Raw genomic sequence first — 24,619 nt, 5'->3', positions numbered from 1 at the left:
TAATAATTATGCTTCCAAAATTACCTTTTCAGCTTTCAATCTTGTCTTTGGATTGAACTTCGGCTGATTGGAATCTGCTTCATCTCTTTCACCAATAGTTACAGCAAAAAGAGTTTCATATTTTTCATTATTCAGAATAGCATCATATTCTTCAGGTTGAATTCCTTCCATTGGAGTAGAATCTATTTCCATATCAGCACAGGCAGAAAGTAAGACACCCAACGATAAGTATACCTGATGTTTTAGCCAGGATTTTATTTCGGTTTCTCCTTTTGGCTTTACAAAATTATTGTAATAGGCCACAGATCCTTCAGGAAGTACTCCTTCAATCTGTTTTTCAAAATCTTCCGGATTTTTAAGGGCCTGGAAAACAATTAAATGACTGCTGTCCAGAATTTTTTCTTTATTAAAATAAGATTTGTCTGCCAGCTGCTTCTTTAGTTCCGGATCATTCACAAAAATAAAATTCCATGGCTGGCTGTTAATAGATGAAGGACTGAGGTTTAAAATCTCTTTTAAAGCTGTAATTTGTTCCTCACTGACTTTTCCCTGTGGGTTATACTTTTTTACAGTATACCTGTTTTTCATTTTGTCTAAAAAATTCATAATTTTATACTATCATTTTTATAGTTACAAAAGTAATTTAAGTTTACTAACTTTGCAATAACGGTAAAAAATGATAGTATAAATGTATACAGTAGATAATAAATCCTACCCTTGCTGTACCAGTGTCACCATGAGGTTCATAGGCGGTAAGTGGAAAGCGGTAATTTTACACCACTTAATTGATGGGGCAAAAAGATACAATGAAATAAGGAAGTCTATTCCTACCATTACGGAAAGAACGTTAAGCTTACAACTAAAACAATTAGAAGAAGATGGAATTGTAGACAGGAAAGTTTTTACAGAAAAACCTCCTTTGGTTGTTGAATATGAATTGACAGATTTTGGAAAAACACTACTTCCTGTTTTGGAAGCGATTACGAAATGGGGGATAGAAGCTCCTGCTATCTCAAAAAAAATAATCAGGAATTAAAGTTCCTGATTATTTTCTTTATTAGGTTCAAAAAAACTGAAACTCACGTTTCCGTATTTTCGGGTATCTACTAAATTGGGATGTTCCATTTTCATACGGCTTTGATGCTCTACAATAAGAACTCCGTTTTCTTTTAAATATTTATTGTTTAAAACAAGAGAAATCAGTTCATAGTACTTTTTCTCTTCCATTTCAAAAGGAGCATCGGAGAAGACAATCTCAAATGATTTTTTATTTCTGAATTTTTTAAGCCAGTCAAACACATCATCTCTTTGTACGTTGATCTGAAGTGACATACCAAGTTCAGAAGCGGTAGAATTGATAAAAGAGGTGTGTTTCGGATTCATTTCTACGGAAGTTACACTCTGGCAGCCTCTGGAACCGAATTCGAAGGTAATAGAGCCAATTCCTGCAAAAAGATCAAGGACAGCAATAGACTGCATGTCATATTTATTTTCCAGGATACTGAATAAAGCTTCTTTAGCAAAATCAGTTGTAGGCCTAACGTCAAAGTTTTTAGGAGCTGCAATTTTTTTAGCTTTCCATTTTCCTGATATTATTCTGAACATATTGTTGTTTAGGTTTTAGGTAATAGATCATAGGTGGCAGGTGATTATGTTCTAATCATTGTTACCTGCTGTCTGCAACCTAATTAAGTATAAAATTCTTGTTTGGAATATTGTCAAAAACGATTTTAAGGTTCTTAACAAATTTCTGAAGTTCGGAAATAAATGTTTCATTTTCCGTAGTTTCTCCATAAGCATAAAAGCTGGTTTCATTGATCCCGAAGCCTATTTTGCTTAATGTAAACATGATGAAGTAAAGAAAATCTACTTCTGAGTTCACATCCAGATTATTATAAAGAATGATCTTTTTATTGTCAATGGCAAAAAACTCACATTGGTTATGATAAAGGTTAATGTGGATTTCCTTATTGGTTTTATTATTGATCGAACTTAGAAACTTTTCTCCGGAGAAATTGAAATGGACAGGTATTGCCAACTCCTTTATTTTCTTATAATAGTTTTTCGGGAAAGTATAATAAAACTGAATGTTGAATTTTTTGTTGATAGAAAGCATCAGTTCTTCTTTCTCTCTGTCAGTAGGAGCATTGAAGGCAATCAGATCAAATCCTGCATCATGCTCGGAAAAACCTTCCGGCATCAACGTAAAATGATTAAATGCCGAAATGATATGGATTTCGTCATAGCGCTGCTTAATAAGAACTTCGTCCAGCTTTTGCTCAATAAGATTGGCTGGTGTCTCTTCAGTAACGAAATAAGACTTTTCCTCCAGAATGTTTTTGTTTTTAGCAATCTGGTAGATCAATCCGTCTTTGGTAAAAAGTAAATTAAGTACGTTCATATTTCAATTCCTGCAAATTTAGTGAAATTCTACCATTACCGCACCCGATTGATGGTGAAGTATTTCCTTATTATAAAAATCAATATTGACCTGGCTTTCCAATACATCGCGAACCATCCTCTGCAAAGTCCCGTCACCTATGCCATGAATAATTTCCAGTCTTTTCAGGTTATTTTTCCTGCAAAACTGAATTACTTCAATCAGTTTTTCCTTTTGAATAAACAATCTTTCAAAGCTGTCATAGTCATTTGGATTCTTTACCAAATTATGAAAATGCAGGTCTAAAACCAAATGATTTTTCTGATGTTTTTTAGAAATAACCTTTTTGGGCTCAGGTTTTTTCACCACTCTGATATTTTCATAAAGATCAGCATCTTTCGGCACTAATTTTTCTTTTGCATACTGGTGGGTGAAGCCATATTCGTCTTTAAAAACTACAATATTTCCCTTCACGGAAGTTACAACTCCGCTTAGATTTTCATCTACCACCGAAACCTTATCGCCAATCTTCATAATTTTTTATGACTTGTCTGAATCTATTATTGTGCAAAGGTAAAAAGTAAAATGTATTGAAAACAAACTCCTTTATCCTCAAACCCTCGTACGCTCTCACTCATCACACTCTCGGTCCAAGTTCTATAATTTCAAGATCTTTGATCTCTTCACCGTCCACCACAAAGCGCATCATTGTTCTTACCTTATGCCATCCCTGTTTTCCACAAGCTCCGGGGTTAAGGTGCAGCAGGCTGTTCTTCTGATCATACATCGCTTTCAAAATGTGTGAATGCCCTGAAATAAATAATTTCGGAGCTTTCTCGGCTATTTCTTTCTTGGTGAGTGGAGTGTATTTTCCGGGATAACCTCCGATATGAATCATCAACACTTCCAGATTTTCACAAAAAAAACGGTTCACTTCCGGAAATTCAGCCTGGATTTGAGCGTTATCTATGTTTCCATAAACTCCTCTTAGAGGTTTTATCTTTTCCAGTTGTTCAATCACCTCTAGACTTCCGAAATCTCCACAGTGCCAGACTTCATCAGCCTGAGAAGCATATTCTAAGATCCGGTCATCAATATAAGAGTGGGAATCGGAAAGGAGAAGGATTTTTGTCATTATCTAAGGGTTCTTTCAGTAATATTTTCGTGGTACTTATCTTTGAATACCGCTACACGGTCAGGATTAATTTCTCCATCATGATTGATCACTCTTTCTTTCAATAACCATTTTATCAGCTTTTCCATTCCTTTTTTGGAATTCATAAAATTGGCAATTTTGGCTATATCAGTAGATTCTACTTTTGTTTTTTCGGTTAGAAAGTTCAGAATAAAATAATCATCACTTACATATCTTGGCGTTTCATTGTCCATATATCGGTAAAGAAGAACTTCCTCGTCATCTTTCATGGAAAAAAATGAATATTGGGCTACATTGATCTTTTCAGCTTTCAGGATCTGTTTTCCATCCAGCAAAACTTTATCATCTTTGATGGTGACGTCCTGAGAAAAATATAAATTACAACTTATCATCAATAAGAAGAAAGCCAATAATCTGTTTACTGCCATTTTTACTATTTTTTTAAGACTGCAAATATAAACAAGCTTTCATAAACTGAGTCGGGATCTTAGTCAGTAATATTTTTTGTTTTCCTGATAGAGTCCAGTTTCTTTTCTATAGCTTCACTAAAAACCTTTTTTAATTTCAGTTGATTTTCTGTAAGCTTTGAAATCACAAAAGTACCGGTCATATTGGTATTGGAAGGAAATACTAAAGTCACAGTAGAATCTGAAGCTTTTCTCCAGCTTCCGATGTAACGGTCTGGCTTTTCACTTTTTTTGTTAACAGGCTCCTCCAAAGTATCATATCTTAAGGTAGATTTAATCAGATTTCCCGTGATTTTTCCATTTTTCTGAAACCTGATCCCTTCTCTTCTTGCTTCAAAGCCATCCTGCTTTTCATACGTATAGATATAAGTGTCCATTTTACTGAGATTCCAGGTTTGTAGAAGCAAAGGATTGGAAGTTCTGTCCTGGGCTTTGATACCACTGACTGCGAAAAGAGAGAAAATACAGATACAAATAGGCTTTTTCATGAATACAACTGATTTATCGGTAAAATAAGTAAAGTTTTAGCACTGCTAAAATGAGCGTCGCTTAATATTTAGTAAATTTGAGAAAATTAAAATAAACAATGAAACAGAAATTTTCTTTTTTCATTTTTCTCTTGACCGTAGGATTAGCCAATGCGCAGGTTGAAGAAAAAAAGATGGATGAACTGATCCAAAACACCCTGAAAACCTTTGATGTACCAGGAATGTCCGTAGGAATTGTAAAAGATGGTAAAATGATCTATTCCAAAGGTTTTGGAGTACGTTCTCTTACCTCCAAACAGCCTATGGATGACAATACACTGGTGGGGATTGCTTCCAATTCTAAAGGTTTTACATGTACGGCATTAGCAATCTTAGCAGATGAAGGAAAACTGAACTGGGATGATAAAGTTTCAAAATATATTCCTGAGTTTCAAATGTATGATCCGTATGTTTCCCAAAATGTAACGATAAAAGATCTTATCACACACAGAGCCGGATTGGGTCTTGGGCAGGGAGATCTTATGTTTTTTCCGGAAGGAGGAAACTTAACGGTTAATGATATTGTTCGTAATGTACGATACCTAAAACCGGAAAACCCGTTCAGAACAAAATTAGATTATAACAATGTTATGTTTATTGTTGCCGGAGAAGTGATTCACAGAGTTTCAGGATTAAGCTGGGCAGAATTTATTGAACAGAGAATTATGAAACCAGTAGGAATGACTTCAAGCTTTGGAAGCTACAACAGAGCAAAAGCAACAGTCAACAAAATTGATGCGCATGCTCCTGTAGATGGAAAAGCAATTGCTGTTCCCCACGACTGGAACGAAACAGCCAATGCTGCAGGTGGAATTATGAGTAACATTAAAGATATGACGATCTGGGCAGAATGTCTTTTAAATAATTTTACTACAAAAGATGGCAAAAAACTGGTTTCAGATAAAAATGTTCAACAGCTTTGGAGCCTGCAGATTCCAGATAGGGTAGCGGCGAAGAATCCATATGATACAAGTTTTTATGGATATGGTTTAGGATGGTTCCTAAGCGATGTTAAAGGGCACAAGCAGGTACAGCATACGGGAGGACTGATCGGAACGGTTACACAGTTTACTTTAATTCCGGATATGAAACTGGGAATTGTTGTATTGACGAATCAACAGTCTGGGGCGGCTTTCAATACTATTACCAATACCGTGAAAGATTCTTACCTTGGAGTAGCAGACAGAAACTGGCTGAAAACATATGGTGACAGAATGTCTAAAATGGAGACTGAATTCGACAAACAAAAGAAAGATGCTTTTGCAAAATCTGAAGCATTTAAAAAAGAAAAATCTCTTCAGCCAAAAGCAGAACAGTTTACAGGAATATACAATGATGTTTGGTTTGGGGATGTAGAAATTGCACAACAGGGAAATACGTATAGAATTTCATGTAAAAACTCTCCTAGATTAAAAGGAGAATTGCTGCCATATTCTAACAATTCTTTCATTATCAAATGGGATGACAGAAGCTATGATGCAGATGCTTACATTATTTTCAGCTATGATGAAAACGGAAAAGCAGAGTCTGCAAAGCTGAAAGCAATTTCTGATGTGACAGATTTCAGTTTTGATTTTGATGATCTGGATTTGAAGAGAAAATAAAAGATAAAATCGTAGAATAATATTCAATGGGAACGGGCTTTAGTCCGTTCTTTTTTGTTTGTTAACCACAAATGCAGTTAATTTATTCACAAATACCACTCATTTTAATAATGATTGAAAATTAGAACTGATAGAATTCAATAGGAACGTGCTTTAGCCCGTTTTTTTTCATGTTTACAGGGATAATGGCTTTAGCCGAAACTTAACCACCCCGTCAAAAAATAAATTTTTTGCCACCCCTCCAGAGGAGGGGAATATGAAGCATGTAAAAGAAATGATGGTTTACTGTAAAAGATTAAGATCCTGGTTTATTAAAGTAAGCTTTGTATTAATTTTCAAAGAATCTTTTGATTCATAATAAGTCTTCTTCTGTTTCTGACACGAGAAAAGAAGGATAATGATTGTGACATAAAAAAATAAGGAAGTAAAGTTATATTTTCCCAGGCTCATAAAAGAATAGCAGTTTCTTTTTGGCGCCATCAAATTCGGACCAGGATTCACAGTCTACTTCAAAACCGGCCACTCCACAGGTGGGAAAATGGAAAATATCTTCAGAGATGGAATTGGCAAAATTGGAAATTCCATTGTTGTGAGAGAAGAAAGCAACCGAATTCAGGTTGTCATCCAGATCATAAATTACAGATTCAAAGCTTCTTTCCGAAGGATTATACAATTTTTCATCAGTAGAACAGTTCAGCTGATAGGCTTGATTAAAAATTTTACAGGTATTCAGTGCACGTACCGCGGGGCTGGACACAAAATGATCAATGGAAATATTATTGCTTTTCAGGAATCTGGACATGTGCATAGCATCCTCCAAACCTTTGTCTGCTAAAGGTCTGTCAAAGTCCTCTGTTTCCTCCGGCCAGTCGCTTTTTGCATGTCTTACGAGGATGAGTTTCTTCATATAATTGTTTTTTGGAAGATTAAAATTATAAAAAAAATAATGGAATAAAACATGATTTATATAAAAAAACTGCGTTATGAATAAAATCAGTAAATTTTACTAAATTTGCAGACTTATGGGACAAATCCTTGCAATAGATTACGGAAAGGCTCGTTGTGGCATCGCTGCAACAGATGATATGCAGATTATAGCCAGTGGGCTGGAGACTGTAGAGAACCGTTCTTTAATGGAATTTTTGAAAAAATATTTCAATGAAAACAAGGTAGATGAAGTAGTAGTTGGGCTTCCCATAGATTTGAAAGGAAACGTTTCAGAAGTAGAAACTGATATTTTAAAATTCATAGAAGAATTTAAAAAAGAATTTTCGGATATTGCGGTTCACCGTTTTGATGAAAGATTTACATCCAAAATGGCTTCGTTTTTTATTTCCCAAAGTGGAAAAAGCAAAAAAAAGAGGCAGGAAAAAGGATTAATAGATAAAGTAAGTGCAACGATCATATTGCAGAATTTTTTAGAACAAAGATTAAGATGATTTTACCGATAAGAGCTTTTGGGGATCCTGTTTTGAGAAAAGTGGGAAAAGATATAGACAAAGACTATCCCGAATTACAGGAATTGATAGATAACATGTTCGAAACGATGTACAGCGCAAATGGCATAGGTCTTGCAGCGCCTCAGATCGGTTTGGATCTCCGTCTGTTTGTAATAGATGTAACGCCTCTTGCAGATGATGAGGATTATGAAGATATTAAAGATGAGTTGGCAGACTTCAGAAAAGTGTTCATCAATGCACAGATTCTTGAAGAATCAGGGGAAGAATGGAAGTTCAATGAAGGTTGTCTTTCTATTCCGGATGTAAGAGAAGATGTGAAAAGAAAAGGGACAATCGTTATCGAATATTATGACGAAAATTTTGTGAAACATACAGAAACTTTTTCCGATATTAGAGCCCGCGTAATTCAACATGAATATGACCATATTGAAGGCGTTCTGTTTACCGACCACCTGAGTGCTTTGAAGAAAAAACTGGTAAAAGGTAAGCTGACAAAAATCTCTCAAGGCGAAGTAAGCATCGGTTACAAAATGAGATTTCCAAAATAATTTAAACAAGGATTAAAAAATAATATAAAGCAAAAAGCTAGTGCTGATTGCAGAATTTACAAAAAATAAAATTATGCTGTTAGAAAAAATAATTTCAATTTCTGGAAAACCAGGACTTTTCAAATTAGTTTCTCAATTAAGAAACGGATTCATCATTGAAGATGTTACCAACAAGAAAAAAGTAAGCATTGGAAACTCAAGCCAGGTAAGTTTATTGGACAATATTGCCATGTTTACATTTGAGAAAGAAGTTCCTTTGTTTGAAGTATTTGAAAATATTGCTAAAAACAACGACTATAAGGAAACGATCTCTCACAAATCTTCTGATGCAGAGTTGAAAGACTTTATGTTGGTATCTCTTCCAAACTATGATACAGAAAGAGTATATTCTTCTGATATTAAGAAACTGGCTCAATGGTACAATATCCTTCATAAAGCTGGATATATCACTCCTGATAGCTTTGTAAAAGCAGAGCCTGAAACGTTGGACGGAGAGCCTGCTGAAGAAGTAAGCATTGAAAAAGAAGCTAAGAAAGCTGCTCCTAAAGCAGACAAACCAGCTGCTCCGAAAGTGAAAGCTACTTCAGCTGCAAAATCAGCTCCTAAAAGTACACACAGAAAACAAGGATAATTCATTCAATTTGAATTAAAAATATAAAGCCTTGTCTGGAAGTTCCGGACAAGGCTTTTTGTTTTTCTATTAGGTAGAAGGGAGCAGGGATTAGGTGGCAAATATTAGGGTGCAGGGATTGGGGAATTTTCTGCTAAGTTCAAATTTCGTCTGTATCTTTAAACATCAACCCCCGCACCTCGTATCTCATCAAACCCGTATCCCGTATCTTGCATCCCACACTCTGAAACTCCCAACTTTCACTCTCAACCTCTACCACAGACCCAAAATATCCCTTACATTTGTATAAGATTGAATTTCCCATTACTTATGAATACGAAACAAGAGAAACTAGAGGCCTTTAGCAGATTACTGGACATTATGGATGATCTGCGTGAAAAATGCCCGTGGGACCAGAAACAGACCCTGCAGTCACTGCGCCATCTTACCCTTGAAGAAACCTATGAGCTTTCAGATGCTATTTTGCAGGACGATTTACATGAAATAAAGAAAGAGCTGGGTGATGTCCTTCTTCACTTGGTTTTTTATGCTAAAATCGGTTCAGAAAAAGAAAGTTTTGACATTGCAGATGTTATCAATTCTCTTAATGAAAAGCTGATCTTCCGCCACCCTCACATCTACGGAGATACTGTCGTGAAAGATGAGGAAGAGGTGAAACAGAACTGGGAGAAATTAAAACTAAAAGAAGGTAATAAATCGATCTTAGGAGGAGTTCCCAAAAGTTTGCCGAGTCTTGTAAAAGCTTACAGAATTCAGGATAAAGTGAAAGGAATAGGCTTTGAATTTCACGATGCGGAAGATGCCTGGAAAAAAGTAGATGAAGAAATTCAGGAGTTTCATGCGGAGACCGATCTTGATAAGAAAGAGCTGGAATTGGGTGATGTGTTTTTCTCGCTGATCAATTATGCAAGAATTTCAGGAATCAATCCGGATTCTGCTTTGGAGAGAACCAATCTAAAGTTTATTTCAAGATTTCAAAAGATGGAAGGACTTGCTGAGGAAGAGGATTTAAAGCTTGCAGATATGTCTTTGGAAGAAATGGATGTCCTTTGGGAAAAGGCAAAAAAACTTTCGTAAGTCCTGATTGGAACAATTAATGCTTCTTATGTTCAGTTAAAAAAAATAAAAAAATATGTTACGCTTGCTTATTCTACCTGCTTTGTTTTTATTGAGCTGCAATCCAAAAGCTCAGAATTCCCCTACTAATGGGGACGAACTAAAAATACAGTTTTCCTTACCCAAAAAGTTGAAGGAAGTTTCCGGAATTACTTTGTCAAAAGATAAGAAGACTATTTGGATGATAGAAGATAGGGGGAATAAAAATGCAATATACGGACTGAACGATAAAGGAGAGATGCTGGCAAAAATACCGGTAGAAAATGCTGAAAATACAGATTGGGAAGATATTATATCTGATTCTGAAGGAAATGTTTATATCGGAGATTTCGGGAATAATGATAATGACAGACAGGACCTTGCCATTTTAAAAACAGATTTGAAAGATAGTAAACAAACAGTTACAAAAGTTGTTCAGACTACAAAATTCCATTATCAGGGACAGACGGAGTTTCCACCTAAAAAATCAAACCTGTTGTATGACTGTGAAGCTTTTGTAGAAATGAATGGAAACTTTTACTTATTCACCAAAAACAGAAGCAAAGGTTTTGATGGTACTTTTCTGGTATTCCAGGTGCCTAATAAAGAAGGAAATTTTGAAGCAAAGTTAATAGGAACCTTAAAACTTGAAGGCGGCTATAATGATGCAGCGATTACATCAGCAACTATCAATAGTACGAAAGATAAAATTGTTTTACTGACGCATAAAAATGTACATGTTCTTACCGGATTTACTGCCGATAATTTCAGTGCTGCAAAAATTCAGAAAATTCCTTTACACCATAATTCTCAGAAGGAAGCCATTGTTTTTCTTGATGATAAAACAGTAATGATCGCTGATGAGAAAGGGAAAGAAGAGGGTGGAAATGTGTATACATTTTCTTTTTAAATAGCTTATCCCTATTTTTGCGGCTGATTAGATGGATATGAAGAATTTATTCTATATTTTATTGGCACTAAGTTTATTTTCGTGCAGTACCAATGATGATGCAATAGAGCGTACGCAAGCGGAGTTAGAACCTGATAAAGGGTATATTTTTGAGATGGATTATCGTTTTTCTACGATGCCTAGTCCTGAAAAGTATTACCAGTTTACCTATGAAAATAATCGCTTAAAAAGTATGCTTGGAAAATATTATTATTCTACAGGTATTGGTGGTTTTTTCAATTCTAATGTACTTACCCAGCTGACATATACTAGTAATAAAGTGCAAGTGGATCATTTCGGACCAGAGGGATTTGTCACTTATGGAACGGTCATCTATTTAATGGAAAATAACAGACCCATAAAAGCTGAAAAGTATGTGAACAATACCGCCGGCTATCCTTCCTACTTGGAGACATCAAAAAGCTATACATATGATCAAGATAAAATAGTAACCTATCAAAAAAACGGAGGTTGGGAACTTTATACATCCTATTATTTTGATAGCAAAAAAAATCTTATTAAGAGTGAAGTGTTAGAAAAAACGGGAGGTGTAGATAATAAAATAACGACGACTACCTATTCTGATTTTGATAATGCTGCAAATCCATTCAAAAAACTGTATTTGATCAATGATGATTTTTACGAAAAAAGTTTATCTACCAATAATTTCAGAGCAAAAGAAACGATTAGTCAATATCTACCGAACCCTGCTAATGGCAATATGACGTACCCGCCAGGGCATTCAAGTAGTCAATGGAGTTACAAATATGATACAAACGGACAGGTATTATTATACTTTCCCTACCCATAAATATACTAAATACAAAATCCACAGATTTACTCTGTGGATTTTTTAAATATATGAATGTAATTGAAGTGATTGAAATGTTTATTACGGCGTAAGATATGATATGTGAATATTGCCGCTGGATAATCGGAAATTCTGGGTATAACGGCAGCGTATTCTGAACGTCTCCCCGGTATTGAAGAAATTGATGGATGAAAGATTATGATTCAATCCCGTAGTGCGTTCTCCATGTCCTGTAGAGATACCGGCAAGCGTTGTGACGGTTGGAGAAACTTTCTGAATGTAAGAATTAGCTGTTCCTGCAGTCTGTCCTGAAGGATTCAGATTAAGGTCATAGGTAGCATAGGGAACAATATTATAAAACCCAGGTTTTACGACCGTGAAAAGACCTGTTGTAGAGTTATAAGTCAAATAAGCAGTGTCAATCTTATTGCTTACATTAAAGATATAGGTTTGTGAATAACTTTCATGAGTGTTGACAGGAGTAGAGTGAGTGCCTGTGTAACTTCCACTTGCTGGATTGATATCCGTTTTATTTCCAACATACACTACCTTTAAGAAGTTTTCAGATTCAATAGTTTTCCAAACTGGAGTATTTCCTGTCCCGTTTGACATTAAAAACTCTCCTTTGTTTCCTGAATTTCCCCTTGTCCTATCATCGCCACCCACATTCAGGTCTTTTACTACCTGAAGGGAACCGTTGACATGTAAAGTATTTTGTGGTGTAGAAGTCTTTATCCCTATCTGTGCATTCAGACCTATGGACATGACTAGTAACACCATATATAATAGCTTGTTTTTCATTCAATTGTTGGTTTTTTTGTTTAGTTGGGACAAATATAAAATGTTTTTAAAATGTCTGTTTTTTAAAGAATTAATAAACATATTGTGCTATTTATAGGTTTTGACTATATAGCTGAAAATATGGCCTTTAGATAAAGGCCATATTTGTTTTATTGATGAAAAATGTGAGCTGAAAATTAGAATTATTAAATTTAATTTAAATTGATATTTTTTTAGATATACAATTTTTGTTGATTTAATTTTTTGTTTATCAGTATTTTGTGATTGTTTTTAAATGGTATTTTGATCTGAAGAAATTAGACTTATTTTCTTATTTCACGATAGGATTTAAAATTTCATTCCTACCCCTGCAGAAACCCTTCCGCCATCTGAACCATAGAAATAATTCAGCCTTGCAGACACCATTTCTACGATACTCAGCCAAACCCCAGCCCCAGCCGATTGATGCCATTTTCTGGAATTTTCACCGTCATTCCATACACGACCGATATCATATCCAATAAGGATTCCCATGTTTGCCGGAGCAATATTATTTCTTACCCTTCCGAAATCCCATCGAATTTCAGAGTTATTGATAAAGTATGATCTTCCGGAGAATCTTTCGTTTCTGAAAGCCCTCATACCGTTATTACCACCAATGGTTGCGGCCTGATAAAATTCAAAATTATTATTATTGATCCACATGACGTTGCTGGAGTTTGCAAATACAAATTTTCCTTTTTTATCAATTCTATGATCAACAGCAAGCTTTCCTTTTACAGTCACGAAATTTTTATTAAAATCGGAAAGAGTTGCTTTCCAGTCGGCATTAACCATGAATTCCAGCCCAAGAGTAGGGAAGGCTACATTATCAGCATTTTTATAGCCAAAAGTATAATTAGCTCCTACAAACTGCTGGCTGTTAAATACCCCCGGTCTTACGTCTGGTGACTGGTTGATGAATCGATCTGCTTTTTTCTGTACTTTATTATCCTCAAAAGTCAGCTGAAACTGATGACTGAGATTCATCCAGCTCTTCTGAGAGATGGAAGGAGCAAAGTTGAACTTAGAAATTCTGGCTCTGTTGTATTCTCTTTCCGTATCTTCTTTGTCGTACTCACTTTCATTGGAAAGCCCAAAGAAGTTTTGAGAAAACCTTGGTGTCGTATAAAATGCATCCAGATTGATATCCCATCCTGAGATTGCTTTTTTGAACACTCCTTTATACGTAAGACTGAATCCTGCTGTAGCTGTATAAAAATTAGCTTTTAAGCTGTGTCTTTGAGTAAAAGGATCGCGGATAAAATTATTAACGGTATAATTAGCCAAAACTCCTACAATAACACCATCATCGGGGTTGTAGTCTAAATTTGGATAACCGGCAAATGAATTGTATTTCGGATGCTTATAATTATAACTGTTGATGTCGTAGTCGTCAGTAATATTTTTGGTTGCATTGCTGGCATTATAAGTATTCTTCTGAGATTTAAAATCATAAATCTTTACTTTTCTTCCATCACCAATAGTATACGTATCATGATTATATCCACCGATCAGTCTGATCGTCATTTTAGGACTTCCGGTTCCGTTTACTTCATAGATATCATCATCTTCCAATCCGTAGATCCACAGTTCTTTTGTTTTTGAATCGTGATAGGTCTTTTCAAAAACAAGCTCATTCTTATCCTTATTCTTACCCAGTTTGTATTGCTGTACAAGAACGGAATGTCCGTTTTTGGTGATGACAAATTTATCAGGACTTACAGTACCTGCCAGAGGCACTTTTTTCTGCAATACATCATAATACTGAGTCGCATAGCTCTGGAGTTTTGTCTTTCTTATTTTCAGTTTTCGCTGGATTTCAGCGATGGTATCATCCTGTACTTCTTTCGGAAGATTATGGAAAGCATCATCAATATCCGCATCGGTAAGATGCTCCTGGATATATTTTGCCTGCGTTTCCCACTCTTGCTGGTCAGCACCTTTTAAGAAAACCAAATCCATAGGATAGGGTTCCATAGCCAGCCATTTTACACTGCTGATGTCTTCTGTAAAGGTTTTCATATGGCGGATGGCCGGAACATTCATAATCACTTTAAATGCAGCCCCGTCATATCTACTGAAGGCCTGATCCCTGTCTTTAGGAATAGGTTTATAGACAACTTTGTCGCCCACTTCATATTCTGCCCATTTCCACTGATCCGAGTGTCTGTCCCAGTCACCGATAAGCATATCAAATAATCTTGCTCTGATGTAAGATTCTCTGTCAACAGAATATTTATTGCTTTTGTTGAGGTTTTTCAATACATCATCTGTAGAAACGATATCTTTTGCATTGTCAAGATAGGCCAATGTTTTAGGATCAGAAGAAAAACGTTCTTCAATCATGTACATTTCATCTCCATAGTTCTCGTTATATCTTCCCAAAGCATGTTGTTTTGGGATATAATACAATTTGGGATTACTGTGCAGAATATTCAGTTTTTCTGACATATTCCCAATGGTAAATGGAGTAAAAGGATGGTTGGTCGTATAAAAATCAAGCAGGAATTTTTCAGGGAAAGTATCTGCAAGCTCTTCTCCTAATGTACTTTTTTGGAAAGCCATATTATTAAGGAAACGAATGGCACTTTTTTTCACACCGCGCATCACAAACTCCTGTCCGTCTGTTGATTTTAATCGTAAACTGTTGGATTGGTTTCCTCCTCCTTCTCTGAAAGGAATATATCCTCCGTTCAATTCTGAAAGGTTGGCCGTTGGAGCTTCAATCGGAATTCCATAATATCTTCTGTAATGGTCTCCCCAAAGCCAGCGATAAAACTTCCTTTTTTCGGTAAGCTGTACCGGATAAATGGTTGAAGAGAAGGTCGCCGGAAAAGAATTTGGAAAATTATTAACAAATGCATCCGGTTTGGAAATGACTGAAATATGAGTCAGTTTTTTAAGCTGTGCGTCTTTTGTTGAAAAATACTCAACATCCGTACTTTCATTTTTTCTGAAATTTAAAACCGCAAAACCGCTTCCCCCATAAGAGAAGTCCGTTTTTTCGACAATGGTAGAAGGATCTGTTTTAGAGCCTGCACCACTGATGATCTGTCTGAAGTTTCCATCTTCGTGATATTGAAGATTATGATCATGTCCGGAAACGAAAATAATGTTTTCTTTATCCTGGACGATACTTTTCAGTCTGTTCGCCAGATCTGCATAATGTTGGTTATTAATATCTTCAGGACTCGCTCCGGAGGAACTCCTTACTATATTGATGACACTTGCAACTACAGGAACTGGAACCTTACTTTTTAAAGGGAAAAGATGAGATTTCGCAGAATTAAAGCCTGCATGCGTTCCACTGCTGATAATAGGATGGTGTAAAGCTACAATGATTTTTTTACCCTGATTTTTAATGATAAGATCTTTAAATTCGGTAAAGAAATCCTCGCGGGTTTTGATATTACAGTTTTTGTTGATCCCCGGATAATTGTCCCAGTTGGCAATCACCCATTCCGAATCAATAGCGATAAGCTTGATGTCTTTGGATAGGTTGATATCGTCAATTGGGCATCCGTTTTTAGGGAGGAATGCCTTTTTATCGTCCAGATATTTTTTTACCAGCCCTTCCTGGGTATTCAATCCTTCCAGCCCGTTGTACCAGTCGTGATTTCCGGGAATTACTAATGTTTTCCCTTTGAAGTTTTTAGTGATGGCAAGCTGATTTTCCAGTTTTTCTTTAGCTGAAGCATACTCTTTATCGGTTTCTTTGGGCATCCCGTTAGGATAGATATTATCTCCCAGAAAGATCAGCATAGAGTTGCTGTCGGCAGAGTCCAGCTTACTTTTTAGTAAATTCAGAGTCTTTTGTGCCTGAGGTTCATCTGCATTTCCAGCATCTCCAATCAGAAAAACTTTAAAATCATTTTCAGATTTTATTTCAGAATCTTTTACTTCAAATAAGTTTTTGCCCTTTTGCACGTTATAGGTAGCACAGGAATAAAGGGCTCCTGCGGACATTACTGTTCGAAGAACAATAGAAGTATTTTTTAGATGAGTTTTAAAGGATAAATTCATAAATTTACATTAACAAAAATTCAGGAATGAGCATTCTACACAAAGCTAAAAATTATGTTGAAATCTTATTCAAAGATAAGTTATCTTCAGTATATTTTTATCATAATTTTATCCATACTGCCTATACAGTCAATAAGGCAGAGGAAATCATGAAAAATACTCCTGTCTCTGAAGAGGATCAGGAGAAGGTACTCGTCGCATTATGGTTTCATGATACCGGGTATATAGAATGTGCTCTGAACCACGAGGAAAGGAGCGTAGAGGTTATGAAAGCCTTTTTACATCAGGAAAATTATCCGGAAAGCTATATTGCAGATGTTGAAAAACTGATTCTGGCTACGAAAATACAGTATGAACCTCAGAATTTACTGGAAAAAATTGTAAAAGATGCCGATTTCAGTCATTTTGCAGGTCATGATTACAGTGATATTTCCGATGCTTTGAGAAAAGAATGGGAATTGACCAATGTAAGATGTTTTTCCAATGAAGAATGGAATGCCGGTAATCTTGATATGCTAAAGAATAAGCATACTTTTTATACAGATTATGCCAAAGAAAACTGGGAACCCCTGAAAAAGAAGAACATTAAAAAGATCGAAAAGAAGCTGGAAAAAGAAGAAGATAAAAAAGAGAGTAAGAAGGAGGTTTCAGAGGGAAAAAAGGAAAAAGAAAAATCAGACAGAAGTGTAGATACTTTATTCAGAGTAACCCTTAACAATCATACGAGACTGAGCGATATTGCAGATAGTAAAGCCAATATTCTTTTATCAGTAAATGCGATTATTATTTCGGTTTGTCTTTCTGTACTGGTTCCGAAGCTGGATGCTCCTAAAAATTCACATTTGATTCTTCCAAGTTTCATATTGCTCTTGTCAAGCGTACTGACGATTATATTTGCGATCTTGTCTACCAAGCCGAATGTGACAAAAACTACGTTTACCAATCAGGATATTGCGAATAGAAAAGTAAACCTGCTGTTCTTCGGAAACTTTCAGCAGATGTTGTTTGATGATTATCACAATGCGATGAAAGACCTGATCAAAGACAGAGATTATATTTATGATTCTATGGTAAAAGATTTATACTATCTGGGAAAAGTTCTTGACAGGAAATACAAGCTTTTATCCATTACCTATAAGATCTTTATGGCCGGGATTATTATTTCCGTTCTGTCTTTTGGGATCGCATTCCTTAGTCTTTAATTTAAAATAAATATACACAAATGATAGTCAGACAGCGAACGAATTGGCTGAAAATGCTATTTATATGGAGAGGATCTGTGTTGAAGAAAATTGTAGTTCAGCTCACTATGATTACGCTATTTTCTTTGGCTATCTATTTTTTTAAAGGGAGAATCTTTGATTATAAAGTGCATCTTAATCCTACCATTTTTACGCTGATAGGATTGGCACTTGCCATTTTTATGGGATTCTGTAATTCTGCGAGCTATGACCGTTTCTGGGAAGGCAGAAAACTTTGGGGGTCACTTGTGATTGAAACCAGGTCTTTGACAAGGCAGATTTTATCATTAGTAAACGACTCTTCTCCCGAATCCAAAGAAGAAAAACAGAAAATCATTAAGCTGATCTCGGCATTTTCCTGGTCGCTGAACTTTCAATTGAGAGATAAAACCGGTACAGAGCATCTTGAGAGACTGCTTTCTCCGGAACAACTGGCGCAAGTAAAGGATAAAAAGTTTATTCCAAGTATTATTCTGGGGTTTATTGCCGACTGGCTCAACGAGCAGAATAAAAAAGGAAATATAGATACCATCGTGATGACCTCTATGGATCATCAGTTGAATCAGTTTTCTAATATTTCCGGGGGATGTGAGAGAATTTACAATACTCCGTTGCCGTTTGCTTACAGTGTTTTGCTGCATCGCACCGTATATCTGTATTGTTTCTGGCTTCCCTTTGGATTGGTAGATTCTTTAGGATGGATGATGCCTTTGATCGTTCTGTTGATAAGCTATACCTTTATTGCCCTCGATGCCATTATCCAGGAGATTGGTGAACCTTTTGGTGAGGAAGAAAATGATCTTGCCCTGAACAGCATTTGCCGTACCATAGAATTTTCTATTTTTGAACAGGCAGCAATTCCTCAGGGAGAATTGAAGAAACCGGATACTTATTTTATAGACTAGAGCCTTTCTATATCTTTCAAAAAATCGCTTATTGAAATTTCAAGAACATCACTAATTCTCATAAGGCTGAGAACAGATGTATTGAACCCCCTCTTTATATCCTTGTCATCTGTGAACTTTCTACATCTACCATAAAGACAAGCTATTTTTACAGACGCAATCCTTGGACTCTTTTTCCAATTTTATACAATCTTATGAAATCCAAATCTTTCACAGATTAAAGTTCGGATTTTGTAATTAATTAAGAGTGAGCAAATTTGCCTGCTTTTAATTTCTACGTTTGTGAAAAATTTATATATTTAGGCACACAAAAATTAAAAACACATGAGAAAAAAAATGAGTCTCAGGTTGTCTTTATTGATAGCCTTATTTGCCACTTTATGGTCCTGCAGGAATGATTATCTCCCCGATCAGCAGGAAAATGACTACAATGCTTTCCGATATACTTACAAAAGGATTTCTTTAGAAGAAAGCAAGCACAAAATCAACCTTATTCCTGAGCTAAAAAAAGTCAATGAGAAACTGAAAACCCGCGAAGCTTATGCTTCAGGAAAAGCTGTGAAATACAGCAACGGAGTTTCTGTGAATACAGATGATGTGATCTATATAGAACGAGGCCCTAATGTTCACAGTTATACTTTTCATATAACAAGGGACAATGAACCTGAAAATGCACCTTTGGAAAACCTTGTTCTGAGTATTCTTCCGGATGGTACTTACAAAGAGCTCTTAATTACTTATGATTTTACATCACAGGAAAAACAAATCCTGATGAATGATGGTTCTGTTGATACAAAAGGGAAACTCAATGTAGAAGAGTTAAACCCAGGGACCTACAATGGGGGAGGATTAGTAAACAAATCTGATATTTCGTGTCAATGGATAGAAGAATCTTATTTTACTTCCTGTAGTGAAGGTCAACACTTCAATGGAGAAGCTTCCCAATCACAAGGAGGTCCTTGTAAAGCAGACCAGCCTTCAAAAATGGTGACTGTAGTTATTCATAGATGTAAAGTGCTCCCAGCTTCTACAGCATTGGGAGATGATGGAACTGGTGGCGGTGGTGGACCTTTTGGAGGACCAGGTGGAAATAATAATGGTACGCCTACAATACCTAACTTTATACATCCGAGAAATACACCCTGTGGAAGGTTGAAAACTCAAAATCAAAATGCAGATTTCAAAGCTAAAGTTACTGAATTGGATAAAAAAGAAATGTTCGACAAAGAACAAGAGACAGGTTTTGCTGCAGCGTATGGAACAGTTTCCTATGAGCAGATGCTTAATACTCCTAATGGAAATGTAAAATTACCGGACGGAAATAAGTATTTTGGATTTATGCATGTTCATTTAAATTTGGATGGAGTAGTAAAAATATTTTCCCCATATGATATTACCACTTTTTTAACCAGTTGTGTTACAAATGCTAAATTAACAGGAAATATGTTGGATACGTATGCAATGGTAATAACCTCACAGGGAAACTATATTCTAAAATATTCAGGAGATGGTAATTTTGCCATTACTTATGGCCAATTAGAAAGTTGGCAAACATGGTATGATAAACAGTATTCAAAGTTATATACTGCTGATGAATTAACTCAGGAAAATGTAGAAAAAGTATTTGCACAATTTTTGAAAGAACAAGTAAATATTATCGGATTAGAAATATACAAGTCTGACAAAACTACCGGTAATACGAGTAGATTAGAGTATGATGGAAAAGACAATCCTGTAAAATTAATACCTTGCCCATAAAACAATTAAATTATTATATGAAAAATATATTCTTAATTATACTACTTAATATCTCTGTTTCTTGCATGGCACAGATTTATCCATTGAGAACATTTACAGATATTCCTGAAAATGCTTATGAAAAAGACACCAATAATGAGTTTAAAGATTATGTGGGAATTTGGAAAGGGACTTGGAATAATAAAACCATTTTTCTAACTTTTAAAAAGATTACTAATCAATATGATAATGTATTTAAATATTATAGAGATTATTTAATCGTAAAATTTAAAGTAATAGATAATAACGGAAATATTTTATTTGACAATACAAATTTGGCTGATGATAAAGCTAAAATATATGGAGGAGGTTTTAAAAAAATAGATGATAAGTATTCTCTCATTTATAGTGACCCGGATTTATGTCATACTTCTGGTACAATTAATATCAATTTTATGGATTCTAGTAAAACAAAACTGGATTGGAAATATTTCTATCGTAATGAGGTTGTAACCGTAGATTGTCCTTATTATAATACTGAAATTCCTCAGCCATTACCGAAAGAAATTGTATTAACAAAACAATAAACAAAACCTCCAATCTTGATGGTTTTGTTTCCAAAAACCTATTATGAAATATTTATTTTTTCTTTTACTATTTTTTGCTGCTTTTTCTCCTTCTCAAATTATCAAAGATTCAATTTTGGGAAAACCCAAGTTTGTGAAAGAATCAGTTATTTTTCTAAATAATGCAGGTCCATATACTTTTATGAATGGTGATAATGAGTATGGCCATGCAACAAAAATGACTCCCAATAATTTAAGGAAAAGTATGAGAGATACATGGTTTGAAACATATTTTTGCAGATATATAAACAACGAAACATATTATGATAGAAATCGGAACATCGTAAAAGAAACATGGTATTATAAATCAGGAGAAATTGTTGATGATTATACGTATGCGTATGATCATTTAAACAGATTAGTTATTAAAAAATCTAAAAATAAGTATTCCGAAACCTCTCATAATTATTTTTATGAAAAAGATAGTAAAACTCCAAAATTTGGAGAGTATTATTACAACCGTGAAAATACTGCAGAAAAATATGGAGGTAATTTTGAACTTTCCAAACCTTTATTTGTTTCAAAATTTGATATTTTAACAAGAACAGATAGTCTTTTTGTAATTACAAATGATATTTGGAAAAAGATGAATGATAGTGCTTATATCCGAGATCAAGATTCTATTTTCCATAAAAAATTAAGCAATGTAAAGATTTATAATAATCAATATAAAGTAATTGAAGAAAAATTTTTTGATTATAAAAGTGACTATCCCAACAAGAAAACATCTTTGGGTGCGCATCTTAAGTACGAATATGATGAGCTAGGAAATTTAATAAAACAAACGAGTTTCAAAAACGGAAAAATATCTTCATTCATTATATTTGAGAATGGGAAAAAAGTAAAAAAAGAAGATATTGATGGTGGAAGAATCATCTCGACTGTTTATACTTACACTAAAGATCAAAAGTTACAAAGAGAAACAATATATTACAATGATAATATCTGGAATGACATAAGATTTGAATTTAGAGGAAACTACATAACCAAATTGTTTTATTTAGATAAAACAGGAAAAGGGAATAAAGAAATAGTACCAACAGTAGTAAACTTTAAATATAAGTTTGATAAGCAAAAAAACTGGACAGAAGTGGTCAAAAATGTAGATGGGAAGGATTTGTATAAGTGGATTCGAAAAATTGAATATTATTAAGTAATAAGATAGAAATCGCAGAACATACTGCGATTTAATTTTTATACCAATGACACCCTCAGCGCCAGCAATCCCGTAATTCCCTGAAGATCTTCTACCTTCAGAAACTCCACATCATGCTGTAAGACGTCTTTTTTCTGGAGCTTAGAGATGTAGTCCAGGTATTCCTTTTGGTTTTCCATTCCGAAATAGACGATGGTAATTTTTCCGGGAGCGGTGATACGTTCCGAAGAATCTTTGACATGGGCTTTATCCAGCCGCTTTTTGATGATCTCGTAATAAGAATTGTAGGCTCCGTCTACATCGAAGCGTTTTTCATCCATTCTGAAACGGATGTCTATTTTTTCATTATACACAAAAATCAGCGAGGCAATATCCAGCTGTATAGGAAGATCTTTTTTGAAAGACTGGAAGTCGAGCTCCATTTTACAGATGGTCTTCAGCTGCCAATATCTCAGTTTGTGAACAATTTTTGAGTTATAGTGAAGCTCGGGAGCAATCGTTGGACCAATATACAGGTTATGTTCCACACCATCAGACTTAAATCTTTCATAGTAATGGGGGAAAATTTCCTGCGCTTTTACCTGGCTTTCATCCAGCATATCAGCAAGCTTTCTATTGACCAGAGTAATAGAGTCATCCAGCTTTTTTCGATGGTTGTAAAACAGGTCTGTTGGAGCAAAGATATGTGAAAAATAATCTTTGATCTTTGCCTTTATTTCTCTGGAAGTCCTTACTTCAAGTTTTCCCTGTAGAAAAGGATGAATTTCTTCCCTTAATAATCTCTGGAAGCGTTGTTCTGTATCAGCTTTGATCTCATTATTCAGTTCATTTTCGAAAATATCCAGTGCCAGCAGGAATTTTTCCGAATCGGAATTGGTGAGTAGAAAAATCTCGTTAAGCCATTCAATCTGCTGATTGAGGTCCTGCAGCATCAGGTTATATCGCTTTTCCGAAGAAGAACGAATATCCGAAACACCAAATAGCGGAGTAAGGGTTTTAAATGAAATCTGTTTTAAGGTGTATATTTTTTTTCCAAGTGATGCCGTGAAGTATTTTTCAGCTTCATTTCTGAACTTCCAGACTACACTGTCATGGATCGTAGTATATTCACGTTGGATAATGGCTTCTATCTGGTAGTTTTTCTCAAAGTAGAATCTGTTCAGAGAGAAAAGAACCATATCCGTGAAAAATTCCAGTTTTTTAAGTTTTAACCCATTGAAACTTCCGGCAATAGGAGAGGTAAACTCCATGATTGCAAGGAGCTCTCCATCTTTCATGATAGGAATTACCATGAAGCTGTTGACGTTATTGTCCTTTAAAATACTAAAGGAAGGAAGCTGTTTTACATTTTCATCGAGTTTGTTTACATTGGAAACAACTACTGGTTTTGAATTATGATTTAAATTATTAAACGTATTCTTACGGGTCTCTTCATCAAAAGTGTTGATCCAGAAATCAAGAATATGATTGGTAAGAAGACTGTCGTAAATAGGAAGTTTATCAAGCTTCTGTTCTTTTTTGTTGAAGGTCATAAGCCCAAAGCTGAGTTCCGGGACATCAAAATAGGATTTGAAAATTTCAGTCAGGTTTTCATTAGGATTCAAATCTTCAGGATCAATCTCGATCATGCTTGATTTCAGGTCAGAAAGTGCAACTTCAGAGGTGCAGTCTACCAGTGAAATGATGGTGAATCCTTTCAATATCCATGATTGAGAAGGGAAATATTTTTTCCACAATTTAAAATCATCCAGGTTTTCCAGAAGCATCTCCAAAATATCATCAGATGGGATCTTGGCATCTTCTGTGGGAGTGATTTCCGTAAAGTCTGAGTTGACGGTAATCTTATAATGTTTCATGATTCCCTGTTTGTTGGGGATATCATAATAAAACGGAATCGTGCTTTTAATATCTTTTTTGAAATAGCTCTGAAGAATCAGACAACAGCAGAACACATAAAATTCATTATCTGAAATATTTCTGAGTTCTATTTCGAAGTCTTTTCCGGCATCTTTAAGAATATCCTTAAACCTTTCGGTATAATTGAATGTGATGTTAGAAAGAGGAATACTTGCCGCTTTGATCTCATTTTTGGTAAGACCGGTTGGGAAAAGATCGGCAAGCAGCAATCGGATGAGGTCTTCATATTTTTCGAGAAGAGCCGTATCCTCGAATCCTTCCCGAAGCTCTTTAAAATTTTTGGTACTCTCGATCAGGGATTCTGCATAATTGACTCTATATTCCAATCTATCGTTATATCGGATATGCTCCAGAACATCCAAATATTTTTTGAATGATATATAAACCTGAAAAGGAGAGTCTTTTTTGTAGAGATTAGCCAAGAGCTGAAATTTAGAGTAAAGTTATGAAAAAAGCAGAATATGGGTAGGATGGAAATTTTATTTTATTGTACATAATTTACAGATACTTTCAAAAAGATTGCAATGTATTTTGTAATTCTTTGCTGTTTTTTGGAAAGACAGA

Annotated in this window: 24 protein-coding genes; 13 read left to right on the top strand and 11 right to left on the bottom strand. The window is 35.1% G+C overall.

The genetic code is table 11. From position 1 onward, the window contains the following. Positions 1-6: 6 nt before the first annotated feature. Positions 7-606: an NAD(P)H-dependent oxidoreductase gene (locus C1634_RS16290; protein ID WP_103234325.1), complete on the bottom strand. Its 600-nt coding sequence runs from the start codon at positions 604-606 to the stop codon at positions 7-9. 82 nt (positions 607-688) lie between these two features. On the opposite strand from C1634_RS16290, the gene C1634_RS16285 reads away from it, so the two are divergent. After that, the gene (locus C1634_RS16285; protein ID WP_109738755.1) at positions 689-1,036 is read left to right on the top strand and encodes a winged helix-turn-helix transcriptional regulator; all 348 of its coding nucleotides are present in this window, start codon (positions 689-691) and stop codon (positions 1,034-1,036) included. On the opposite strand, the gene rsmD is transcribed toward C1634_RS16285, so the two are convergent. The 6 genes from rsmD to C1634_RS16255 all read right to left on the bottom strand — a co-directional run bounded on the left by rsmD (position 1,033) and on the right by C1634_RS16255 (position 4,491). Further along, a complete protein-coding gene (gene rsmD, locus C1634_RS16280; RefSeq protein WP_103234326.1) occupies positions 1,033-1,605 on the bottom strand; it encodes a 16S rRNA (guanine(966)-N(2))-methyltransferase RsmD in 573 nt (190 codons plus the stop codon). The genes C1634_RS16285 and rsmD overlap by 4 nt on opposite strands. Before the next feature lie 79 nt (positions 1,606-1,684). After that, complete coding sequence (locus tag C1634_RS16275; RefSeq protein WP_109738754.1) at positions 1,685-2,401, bottom strand: DUF3822 family protein; 717 nt, start codon at positions 2,399-2,401, stop codon at positions 1,685-1,687. Between the two features lie 18 nt (positions 2,402-2,419). Continuing rightward, positions 2,420-2,914: a Smr/MutS family protein gene (locus tag C1634_RS16270; protein WP_103234328.1), complete on the bottom strand. Its 495-nt coding sequence runs from the start codon at positions 2,912-2,914 to the stop codon at positions 2,420-2,422. Between the two features lie 103 nt (positions 2,915-3,017). Continuing rightward, positions 3,018-3,515: a metallophosphoesterase family protein gene (locus C1634_RS16265; protein WP_103234329.1), complete on the bottom strand. Its 498-nt coding sequence runs from the start codon at positions 3,513-3,515 to the stop codon at positions 3,018-3,020. Beyond that, the gene (locus C1634_RS16260) at positions 3,515-3,964 is read right to left on the bottom strand and encodes a hypothetical protein (RefSeq protein ID WP_103234330.1); all 450 of its coding nucleotides are present in this window, start codon (positions 3,962-3,964) and stop codon (positions 3,515-3,517) included. The genes C1634_RS16265 and C1634_RS16260 overlap by 1 nt, the downstream gene beginning before the upstream one ends. Positions 3,965-4,023: 59 nt before the next feature. Then, entirely contained in the window at positions 4,024-4,491 is a 468-nt protein-coding gene (locus tag C1634_RS16255) for a hypothetical protein (RefSeq protein ID WP_109738753.1), read from the bottom strand. Between the two features lie 98 nt (positions 4,492-4,589). Here C1634_RS16255 and C1634_RS16250 point away from each other — a divergent pair, with 98 nt between their 5' ends. After that, the gene (locus tag C1634_RS16250; protein WP_103234332.1) at positions 4,590-6,134 is read left to right on the top strand and encodes a serine hydrolase; all 1,545 of its coding nucleotides are present in this window, start codon (positions 4,590-4,592) and stop codon (positions 6,132-6,134) included. Positions 6,135-6,564: 430 nt separating this feature from the next. Here C1634_RS16250 and C1634_RS16245 read toward each other — a convergent pair whose 3' ends face one another. Continuing rightward, entirely contained in the window at positions 6,565-7,041 is a 477-nt protein-coding gene (locus C1634_RS16245) for a SixA phosphatase family protein (protein ID WP_103234333.1), read from the bottom strand. Positions 7,042-7,156: 115 nt separating this feature from the next. On the opposite strand from C1634_RS16245, the gene ruvX reads away from it, so the two are divergent. From ruvX to C1634_RS16215, 6 genes are all read left to right on the top strand, one after another. Then, a complete protein-coding gene (gene ruvX / locus C1634_RS16240) occupies positions 7,157-7,573 on the top strand; it encodes a Holliday junction resolvase RuvX (RefSeq protein WP_103234334.1) in 417 nt (138 codons plus the stop codon). Next, the gene (def, locus tag C1634_RS16235) at positions 7,570-8,142 is read left to right on the top strand and encodes a peptide deformylase (protein ID WP_103234335.1); all 573 of its coding nucleotides are present in this window, start codon (positions 7,570-7,572) and stop codon (positions 8,140-8,142) included. Before ruvX ends, def begins: the two co-directional genes overlap by 4 nt. 73 nt (positions 8,143-8,215) lie before the next feature. Next, positions 8,216-8,773, top strand: coding sequence for a DUF5606 family protein (locus C1634_RS16230; RefSeq protein WP_109738752.1), 558 nt, complete (start codon positions 8,216-8,218; stop codon positions 8,771-8,773). Between the two features lie 309 nt (positions 8,774-9,082). Beyond that, the gene (mazG, locus tag C1634_RS16225; protein WP_103232039.1) at positions 9,083-9,850 is read left to right on the top strand and encodes a nucleoside triphosphate pyrophosphohydrolase; all 768 of its coding nucleotides are present in this window, start codon (positions 9,083-9,085) and stop codon (positions 9,848-9,850) included. Between the two features lie 55 nt (positions 9,851-9,905). Then, positions 9,906-10,778, top strand: a complete 873-nt coding sequence (locus C1634_RS16220) for an SdiA-regulated domain-containing protein (RefSeq protein WP_109738751.1) — start codon at positions 9,906-9,908, stop codon at positions 10,776-10,778. Between the two features lie 37 nt (positions 10,779-10,815). Continuing rightward, positions 10,816-11,628: a hypothetical protein gene (locus tag C1634_RS16215; RefSeq protein ID WP_123921484.1), complete on the top strand. Its 813-nt coding sequence runs from the start codon at positions 10,816-10,818 to the stop codon at positions 11,626-11,628. A gap of 81 nt (positions 11,629-11,709) precedes the next feature. Here the strand turns inward: C1634_RS16215 and C1634_RS16210 are convergent, their stop codons facing one another. Together C1634_RS16210 and C1634_RS16205 are read right to left on the bottom strand one after the other, a co-directional pair. Next, positions 11,710-12,429 (bottom strand): hypothetical protein, encoded by a 720-nt coding sequence (locus C1634_RS16210; protein ID WP_109738750.1) that lies wholly within the window; start codon positions 12,427-12,429, stop codon positions 11,710-11,712. A 327-nt stretch (positions 12,430-12,756) separates the two neighbouring features. Continuing rightward, complete coding sequence (locus C1634_RS16205) at positions 12,757-16,473, bottom strand: metallophosphoesterase (protein WP_103232043.1); 3,717 nt, start codon at positions 16,471-16,473, stop codon at positions 12,757-12,759. Between the two features lie 26 nt (positions 16,474-16,499). Here C1634_RS16205 and C1634_RS16200 point away from each other — a divergent pair, with 26 nt between their 5' ends. From C1634_RS16200 to C1634_RS16180, 5 genes are all read left to right on the top strand, one after another. Then, positions 16,500-17,675, top strand: coding sequence for a Pycsar system effector family protein (locus C1634_RS16200; RefSeq protein WP_109738749.1), 1,176 nt, complete (start codon positions 16,500-16,502; stop codon positions 17,673-17,675). A 20-nt stretch (positions 17,676-17,695) separates the two neighbouring features. Continuing rightward, positions 17,696-18,619 (top strand): bestrophin family protein, encoded by a 924-nt coding sequence (locus tag C1634_RS16195; RefSeq protein WP_103232045.1) that lies wholly within the window; start codon positions 17,696-17,698, stop codon positions 18,617-18,619. 324 nt (positions 18,620-18,943) lie between these two features. Then, complete coding sequence (locus C1634_RS16190; protein ID WP_109738748.1) at positions 18,944-20,377, top strand: hypothetical protein; 1,434 nt, start codon at positions 18,944-18,946, stop codon at positions 20,375-20,377. Between the two features lie 17 nt (positions 20,378-20,394). Then, complete coding sequence (locus C1634_RS16185) at positions 20,395-20,943, top strand: DUF6705 family protein (protein WP_123921482.1); 549 nt, start codon at positions 20,395-20,397, stop codon at positions 20,941-20,943. Positions 20,944-20,986: 43 nt separating this feature from the next. Continuing rightward, on the top strand, positions 20,987-22,135 hold the full coding sequence (locus C1634_RS16180; RefSeq protein ID WP_109738747.1) for a hypothetical protein: 1,149 nt from the start codon (positions 20,987-20,989) through the stop codon (positions 22,133-22,135). A 41-nt stretch (positions 22,136-22,176) separates the two neighbouring features. Here C1634_RS16180 and C1634_RS16175 read toward each other — a convergent pair whose 3' ends face one another. Beyond that, positions 22,177-24,477, bottom strand: coding sequence for a GAF domain-containing protein (locus C1634_RS16175; protein WP_103232049.1), 2,301 nt, complete (start codon positions 24,475-24,477; stop codon positions 22,177-22,179). Positions 24,478-24,619: the final 142 nt, after the last annotated feature.

It is taken from the genome of Chryseobacterium viscerum (assembly GCF_002899945.2).
Taxonomy (GTDB): Bacteria; Bacteroidota; Bacteroidia; order Flavobacteriales; family Weeksellaceae; genus Chryseobacterium; species Chryseobacterium viscerum.
Note: the sequence above shows the minus strand (reverse complement) of the source record. Positions and strands in the feature narration are given on the sequence as shown.